This window comes from Oleiphilus sp. HI0067 (assembly GCF_001635735.1).
Map to the genome: position 1 here is coordinate 21,442 of NZ_LWFI01000977.1, position 7,407 is coordinate 28,848.

The following is a 7,407-nucleotide window of genomic DNA, read 5'->3' on the forward strand; positions in this document are numbered from 1 at the left end:
CAAAACAGTGACTATTTTTTTCTTAAATAACAGGAACTTATCCTAACCATACGGTCAAATTAAGCCTCGAAAAAGACAACCAAACTATTCACTTTAAATTGAGAATCCAGCTTTCTTTTTATTCTTATCGCTTCTTTCTTAGTGACGAATGGACCAGCAAATACACGAATAGCAGAGCCCGATTTCAAGGGCTTTGTATGGCCGTCAATACCGGCTTCACGAAGTCTATCTCGCAATTTAAACGCGTTTTCTTTATTCGAAAACGTGCCCAACTGAACCATCCAAACATTCTTATAAACTTTGGGCTTAGAGACTACTGAAGACGAAGGCTCTTTACCTTTGGGAGTTGAGACAGCAACTGGCACTGACGCTTTCTCTGGCGAGGAGTCAACGGTTTTTTCATCCGTTTGCGTTGTCGGTTTAATCGGTTCCGCTGCAGGGACTAATTTAGGGAGCTCAGAATCCGGATCCAACTCGGAAGCCGGTGCATTCTTTTTCACATTGGGATTTGGCTTTGAAATCACCACGGTCTGTATCTGAGGCTTCTCAGGCACTAGTTCAACAGCCTCAGCACCCTCTCGATGCGGCTTATCAAATAGCATAGGTAAGAAAATAACCGCTAAGGAAAGAATAACAAACGCACCGACGAGGCGTTGTTTCAAACCATCTACAGACTCACTCATTAAGATTTAACCTGCTCTCTCAACGCTTCAATCACAAAAAAGGATCCAAATACTACAACAACTGCACCACTCGACATCGCTATGGACTTAGCTCCCTCAAACGCCTCTTTAAGGTTATTGAACGTACTAACCTCCTGAGACATGCCAATCATTTGAGAAGACATCTCTTCGAGAGGACGCGCGCGCGGCCCATCAAGCTCAGTGATATGCCATTGGGTTATCACCCCGTCGAGCGCCAATACAATCTCACGTAAGTCTTTATCCTTCAAGCACGAAAACACAGCAATCAATTTTCGGCCCAAATATTTTTGTTTTAAGTGACTAGAAAGTAATTTTGCCGCCGCGCCGTTATGCGCCACATCGAATAGGATTTCGGGGTTTTCTGAGACACGCTCTAAGCGACCAGAGACCTGAGTTTTTGAAATCGCTTGCGCACATAACTGCAACTGATTGGATTCAAACTCTTGTTGACTTAACTCAAAGATTTTCAAGCATGCCTGCATCGCAAGCGCGAGATTATTATGGGGTAAATCATTATCAGCGAAACAATTCAAAACGACTTCTGAACCCTTATAATCAAATACTGCGCCTTCGCTTAAATCTGACCAACTCCCGAATTCTCGCAAATACATATCAGGATATATATCGTTATTATTTAGTTCTAACCTAACACTTGGTGGGAATGTCTCACCTGTATAGGATGCTTGATGCTTACGAAATACTCCTGCCTTCTCTCGTGCTATTAGCTCTAAGGTATCACCTAACCAATCCTGATGATCTAGCCCGATACTAGTAACGATTGCGACATCAGCATCAACGATATTAACTGCATCTAAACGCCCTCCTAGGCCAACCTCCAACACAGCCACGTCTAAGCGACCAGCTAGAAATTCCTTAGAAAAAGCGACAAACGCAGCTAGTGTTGTAAATTCAAAGTATGAGAGTGAAACCTGATGACGCGCTTTCTCTACTTGCTCGAAAGCGGAAACAATAGACTCATCATCGAGCTCCGAATGTCCTAGGACAATGCGCTCATTGAAGCGATGAAAATGAGGGGAAATGTAACTTGCAGTGCGTACGCCAACTGAGTGCAAGCCTTCAACGATAGCTTGGAGAGTTGATCCCTTACCGTTTGTTCCAGCGACAGTAACAATTCTAGGAAGCTTGTCAGCAATATTTAAAGCATCGAAGACCGTACGAATACGGTCTAAGCCTAAATCAATTTCTTGCGAATGACGTTTTTCTAACTCACTCAACCACTCATTGAGTGTCATCACAACAACCTCGTGATTATGCTTTGATGATCTACGCCACTACTCAGAGTTAGAGCCTGACGCATCAGAACTAGCCGACTCATCATCATTAGCATGGCTAATGCTCGCCAATTCTTTAATGGTCAACATACTTAGAAGTGAATATATGGTTGAGCGCAAGGACGCGCGATCGACAATCATATCAATTGCGCCGTGCTCTAAAAGAAATTCACTACGCTGAAAACCTTCTGGTAGCTTTTCTCGAACAGTTTGCTCTATGACGCGCGGACCAGCAAAACCAATCAATGCATTGGGCTCTGCAATATTTACATCGCCCAGCATTGCCAAACTCGCTGAAACGCCACCGAAAACAGGATCAGTCATAACTGAAACATATGGTAAGCCTGCTTCTTTGAGCTTTTCTAAGGCTGCGGATGTTTTTGCCATTTGCATTAATGAGATTAATGCTTCTTGCATTCTCGCACCGCCACTGGCGCTAAAGCACACAAGAGCACGATGCTCCTCGATACAACAATTCACTGCCTGAACAAACTTTTCGCCTACAACGGAGCCCATGGATCCGCCCATGAAATTAAATTCAAAAGCAGCAATCACTACATCAAGGCCTTGCAAGGAACCCTTGAATGTTAATAAGGCATCATCTTCATCGGTACTTTTTTGGGCAGCAGCTAATCGATCTTTATACTTTTTCGTGTCCTTAAACTTAAGCAAATCGTCAGGCTTTAAGTTTTCACTCAGCTCTTCATAACCTGGATCTAAAAATATCTCAGCACGACGACGCGCGTTCACTCTCAAATGGTGTGAACACTTAGGGCATACGTCTAGATTCTTAGACAACTCAGGCAAATAAAGTGCAGATCCACACTTAGGGCACTTCTTCCAAACACCTTCAGGAATATTCCCTCGAGTCTTGGATTCAGATCTAATTACACTAGGCTTAATTCGGTCTAGCCAACTGCTCATTTACTATTCCAACCTTAGGATAGATTAAGCGTCCATCGCTTGACGCATCGAAGACAGTACTGAGCCTAGTTTATCTTTTATAACCGACAAGTCTTCTTGATTTTCTTTAATCGTATTTACCAATACGCTTCCTACAATAACGCCGTCAGACACCTTAGCAACCGCACTTGCTGATTCAGCATCTGTAATACCAAAACCTACACCAACGGGAATATCTGCAATCGAACGAATGTTCGCAACTTTTTGAGCGACATCATCAGTGCTTAGTGCAGCAGATCCCGTTACACCCTTCACCGAGACATAGTAAACGTAGCCAGAGCTATGTTTGCAGATGCTACGAATGCGATCATCTGTCGTAGTAGGTGCAATCAAAAACACCGAATCCATGCCTTTCGCAGCAACTTTTGGCGCAAAAATTTCTGCTTCTTCAGGAGGTAAGTCGACCGTTAACACTCCGTCTACACCAGACTCCGCCGCTTTCTCAAGGAAGGCATCAACGCCCATACGTTCAATGGGATTCAAATATCCCATTAATACGACAGGGGTGTTAGTATTTTTCTCTCTAAAAGAACGGACAATATCAAAAATGTCAGACAAGCTAGTGTTGTGCTTCAAAGCTCTTTCACATGCCAACTGAATAACCGGACCGTCAGCCATTGGATCTGAGAATGGAACACCCAACTCAATGATGTCAGCGCCTGAATCTACCAAGCAGTGCATTAAGTCTTCCGTCCAAGAAGGTTGCGGATCACCGGCGGTAATGTAAGGAATTAGCGCTTTTTTGCCCTCAGCTTTAAGAGCATTGATTGTAGATTTTATACGACTCATATTATTTTCGCTTAAATTGAAATTCCATCAATGCCCGCAACGGTAAGAATATCTTTATCACCACGACCACTCAAATTAACGATCAGGATCTGGTCTGACTTCATTGTTGCCGCCTTCTTGATTGCGTAAGCTATCGCGTGGCTTGTCTCGAGAGCAGGCATAATGCCCTCAACCAAGGTAAGACGTCTAAACGCTTCTAGCGCCTCATCATCTGTAACAGAAACATAATTCGCACGCTTCTCATCCTTCAACCAAGAATGCTCAGGCCCTACACCTGGATAATCAAGACCAGCAGACACAGAATGCGTCCCCTGTATCTGACCATTCTGATCGCTCATCAAATACGTACGGTTACCGTGCAATACACCCGGTTGGCCAGCACAAAGTGGCGCTGCGTGCTGCCCTGTTTCGATGCCAAAGCCACCCGCTTCGACGCCGTACATCTCTACACCTTCGTCACAAATAAAGGGATAGAACAAGCCGATGGCGTTCGAGCCACCACCAACACAAGCCACTAGCGCATCAGGCAAGCGTCCTTCTTTCTCAAGACATTGCGCTCGCGCTTCGCGACCAATAATCGACTGGAAATCACGCACAAGCATTGGGTACGGGTGCGGGCCTGCACACGTACCGATGATGTAAAAAGTGTTATCGACATTAGTTACCCAGTCGCGCAACGCTTCATTCATTGCGTCTTTAAGCGTATTCGTACCACTCGTTACAGCTTCAACTTCTGCACCTAGCAGCTTCATGCGATATACATTCAAAGCTTGACGTTGAACGTCTTCGGCACCCATAAAGACCTTGCAATCAAGATTCATTCGCGCAGCAACCGTAGCAGAAGCCACACCATGCTGACCCGCGCCTGTCTCGGCTATAACACGAGGCTTCCCAAGATATTTAGCAAGCAATGCCTGACCAATCGTATTGTTAACTTTGTGCGCGCCAGTATGGTTTAGATCTTCACGCTTGAAGTAAATCTTGGCTCCACCAACTTCTTTTGTCAGTCTTTCAGCAAAATATAAAGGTGAAGGACGACCAACATAATCAGCAAGATCTTTGTCGAATTCCTTAACGAATTCCGGATCATTTTTAAGTTCGCGGTACTTTGCTTCTAGTTCGTTCAATGCCGCGAATAAAGTTTCCGAAACGAAGCGACCACCGTAAGGCCCAAAGTGGCCAGTATCACTTGGTAAAGTACTTAGAAACTGTTCGGTAAACTTAGCGTTAGCTTCTGCTCCCACAGGACACCTCTTGTAAAAATTGTTGTATCAATTGTGATGACTTGATGCCCTTTGATGCTTCAACACCACCACTCACATCAACCGCGTATGGTTGAACGTGCGCAATTGCTTTCGCCACGTTTTGATGAGTAAGACCACCCGCTAAAATTAGCGGCTTAGATCGCTGAACAGGTAAAAGATCCCAGTCAAATGTTTCGCCAGTTCCGCCCTGCACACCAGCTTTGTAGGTATCTACGAGGATACCGGTCGCGGTTGGATAATTATTTTCGGCGTTCGTAACATCCTCAGATGAACGTACACGCAACGCCTTAATGTATGGTACGCCGTAACCCTGACAATCAGATTCACTTTCATCCCCGTGAAATTGGAGCAAAGTCACTGGCAACTCTTTACACACCTGATGGATAAGAGAGGGTTCTGCGTCTACAAACAACGCGACAACACCAACAAACGGAGGTAGTACGGTGCAAATCTCTTTCGCTTGATCAACCGTTACAGAACGAGGGCTTGGCGCATAAAAAACCAGACCAATAGCATCAGCTCCTGCAGATACCGCAGCAAGGGCATCTTCAGGTCGAGTAATACCGCAGATTTTTGTTCGTGCGCGCGAATTAGAGAGCATAAAAGCAAACACTTATCAGAATAAATCGAGAGAATCTTCACTAAGTGTGAAGCCCGCAGCAGGCCAGTATAACTGTTTGAAGCTTTTTACAGAAGATCGTAAAAACAATAAACCTTTGGCATGTGGACTAATCGACCAAAGATTAGTACCGCTATTTATTATTTCCTTGTCGCGCGATATCCCACATATCTGCAGGAGAAATAACATCCCAATCAACTTTATTAGAGTCTGACATCGCCAGCATTGCCTGAATCAAGCTTGGCGCGCCGCCTGAGGGGGGCAAATCATATTGATCGGGATAGCCCACATCCGTTAAAAACAAACCATAAGGCTGAGCAGTCACATCGGCTTTAGTACGATCTTTCGCCGCAAGCACTTCAGCACACCACTCCACTGGATTTCGACCCGCACCTATCGACATAAGGACGCCCGCGATATTACGCACCATATGATGCAAGAAGGCATTGCCCTGAATATCCAGCACAAGAATATTACCGAAACGATTTACGCGAACGTGGTCGATATGCCGAAACGGCGATTTACTCTGACATCCAACGGCACGAAACGAAGTAAAATCATGCTCGCCCACCAAGCATTGTGCCGCTCGATGCATCAGCGACTCATCTAAAGCGTAATGACACCAAGTCATTTCGTCATAAAAATGCGCTGGTCGAATAGGATGATTAAAGATCACATAGTTATAGCGGCGATTAAACGCAGAAAAACGTGCATGAAACTCATCTGAAACCGGCTGCACCCAAGAAACAGAAATATCTGACGGCAGATTTGCGTTACAACCAAAAACCCAGGAGCGCGCAGTTCTTACAGATGTGGTATCAAAATGAACAATCTGATAACTCGCATGAACAGCTTTATCAGTACGACCCGCACACACAACTTCGACAGTATGGTTTGCGACACGAGAAATCGCAGCTTCTAATTCAGCCTGCACAGAGGGGACACCGCTTTTTTGAGACTGCCAGCCACAATAAGCACTCCCTTTGTACATCAATCCTAACGCAATGCGGCCAGTAACGTGATCGTTACCGGCCGCAATATTCATATCTGCCATACTTATTTAGAAATAGAATCTATCAGTTCATTCGCTTGCTGCTTCTGCTGATCAGAGCCTTCTTGCTGAACTTCAACTAAAATCTCTTTAGCGCCTTCGGTGTCACCCATATCGATATAAGCGCGCGCCAAATCCAACTTAGTAGACACCTCATCGGTTCCTTCTAAGAAGTCGAAATCTTCGTCATCACTTAATTCCGGCTCGAAATCATCTGCATCGCCCAACGCTTCAGCCGCTTCATCTAGGGTCTCGTCTGTGATGGTGAGTTCGTCATCTCCTAGATCAAGGACATCTGAAGCACCTTCGTCTGCTTCAGCATTTTCAGTCAACGAATCTTCCAGCTCCAAATCATCCAGCTCATCAAGAGCATCTCCAAGGTCCTCGGATTCAGAATCATCCAATTCTAGGGAATCTAGCTCTTCAGCATCTAAGGACAACTCTTCTTCAGATTCAGAGTCAAAATCTAAATCCAAGGCTTCGTCCAACTCTAGGCTAAGATCATCCGCATCTACCTCTTCCACTGCCGACTCAAGGCTTTCAGCTTCAGAAGCTGCACCCGCATCTTCATCAAGACCTAAAGCCTCATCATCAAGTGATAACTCATCACTCAAATCCAAATCAATTTCAGCTTCGTGATTTAACTCTGCATCACTTAGCGACAATTCATCGTCTTCATCTACGAGATGAGACGAAGCTGCATCTGCAACCGATGCATCATTGT

The 7,407-nt window shown here is 45.0% G+C and carries 8 protein-coding genes; all 8 read right to left on the minus strand.

From position 1 onward, the window contains the following. Nucleotides 1-59: 59 nt before the first annotated feature. A complete protein-coding gene (locus A3739_RS12715) occupies nucleotides 60-683 on the minus strand; it encodes an SPOR domain-containing protein (RefSeq protein WP_068480173.1) in 624 nt (207 codons plus the stop codon). Continuing rightward, nucleotides 683-1,957, minus strand: a complete 1,275-nt coding sequence (locus A3739_RS12720) for a folylpolyglutamate synthase/dihydrofolate synthase family protein (protein ID WP_068481162.1) — start codon at nucleotides 1,955-1,957, stop codon at nucleotides 683-685. The genes A3739_RS12715 and A3739_RS12720 overlap by 1 nt, the downstream gene beginning before the upstream one ends. Nucleotides 1,958-1,996: 39 nt before the next feature. Next, entirely contained in the window at nucleotides 1,997-2,920 is a 924-nt protein-coding gene (accD, locus tag A3739_RS12725; protein ID WP_068481159.1) for an acetyl-CoA carboxylase, carboxyltransferase subunit beta, read from the minus strand. 24 nt (nucleotides 2,921-2,944) lie between these two features. Beyond that, a complete protein-coding gene (gene trpA / locus A3739_RS12730) occupies nucleotides 2,945-3,748 on the minus strand; it encodes a tryptophan synthase subunit alpha (protein WP_068501592.1) in 804 nt (267 codons plus the stop codon). Between the two features lie 11 nt (nucleotides 3,749-3,759). Beyond that, nucleotides 3,760-4,992, minus strand: a complete 1,233-nt coding sequence (gene trpB / locus A3739_RS12735; protein WP_068481154.1) for a tryptophan synthase subunit beta — start codon at nucleotides 4,990-4,992, stop codon at nucleotides 3,760-3,762. After that, complete coding sequence (locus A3739_RS12740) at nucleotides 4,976-5,614, minus strand: phosphoribosylanthranilate isomerase (RefSeq protein WP_068481151.1); 639 nt, start codon at nucleotides 5,612-5,614, stop codon at nucleotides 4,976-4,978. The genes trpB and A3739_RS12740 overlap by 17 nt, the downstream gene beginning before the upstream one ends. 151 nt (nucleotides 5,615-5,765) lie before the next feature. Then, nucleotides 5,766-6,677 (minus strand): tRNA pseudouridine(38-40) synthase TruA, encoded by a 912-nt coding sequence (gene truA / locus A3739_RS12745; RefSeq protein WP_197472298.1) that lies wholly within the window; start codon nucleotides 6,675-6,677, stop codon nucleotides 5,766-5,768. 11 nt (nucleotides 6,678-6,688) lie between these two features. Beyond that, the coding region (locus tag A3739_RS12750) for a FimV/HubP family polar landmark protein (protein ID WP_304440276.1) at nucleotides 6,689-7,407 on the minus strand (719 nt) is incomplete at its 5' end.

Excerpts from the sequence above, each read along its gene's own strand:
- A3739_RS12715 (WP_068480173.1), bottom strand. The coding sequence starts at position 683 with ATGAGTGAGTCTGTAGATGGTTTGAAACAACGCCTCGTCGGTGCGTTT.
- A3739_RS12720 (WP_068481162.1), bottom strand. The coding sequence starts at position 1,957 with ATGACACTCAATGAGTGGTTGAGTGAGTTAGAAAAACGTCATTCGCAA.
- accD (WP_068481159.1), bottom strand. The coding sequence starts at position 2,920 with ATGAGCAGTTGGCTAGACCGAATTAAGCCTAGTGTAATTAGATCTGAA.
- trpA (WP_068501592.1), bottom strand. The coding sequence starts at position 3,748 with ATGAGTCGTATAAAATCTACAATCAATGCTCTTAAAGCTGAGGGCAAA.
- A3739_RS12740 (WP_068481151.1), bottom strand. The coding sequence starts at position 5,614 with ATGCTCTCTAATTCGCGCGCACGAACAAAAATCTGCGGTATTACTCGA.
- truA (WP_197472298.1), bottom strand. The coding sequence starts at position 6,677 with ATGAATATTGCGGCCGGTAACGATCACGTTACTGGCCGCATTGCGTTA.